Source organism: Bacillus sp. SIMBA_074 (assembly GCF_046534555.1).
In the GTDB taxonomy this organism is placed as follows: domain Bacteria; phylum Bacillota; class Bacilli; order Bacillales; family Bacillaceae_G; genus Bacillus_A; species Bacillus_A mycoides.
In genome coordinates this window covers 1-263 of record NZ_JAWRYM010000702.1, presented here as the reverse complement: position 1 = coordinate 263, position 263 = coordinate 1, and the positions used below count along the sequence as shown (strand labels likewise).

At 44.1% G+C, this 263-nt stretch carries 2 protein-coding genes; both read right to left on the bottom strand.

What is annotated here, in order from left to right; genetic code table 11:
• Positions 1-129: 2-phospho-L-lactate transferase CofD family protein (locus tag SB773_RS32595; RefSeq protein ID WP_410594530.1), on the bottom strand; the 129-nt coding region annotated here is incomplete at its 3' end.
• Positions 119-263: RapZ C-terminal domain-containing protein (locus tag SB773_RS32590; protein ID WP_486304322.1), on the bottom strand; the 145-nt coding region annotated here is incomplete at its 5' end. The genes SB773_RS32590 and SB773_RS32595, both read right to left, overlap by 11 nt.

Sequence of the window (263 nt, the reverse complement as noted above, 5' to 3'; positions counted from 1 at the left end):
GCCATCATCTGCTACAGTGACGATCGCCGTTATATCCACTGGGTGCTTCTTTAAACCTCTTAACAAAACGGGAAGGCCGGTTCCCCCTCCGATGATCACAACCTTAGGTTGTTTCTTATTATCTAACATCTGCTTTCCCCTTACTTTTTTCGATATCGCGATGAGATATTTGAACGCTGTAATCCTTTTTGAAGTGGTTTGAAATATACTCCGTCAATGCTACAGAACGATGCTGACCGCCTGTACACCCAATCGCAACTACA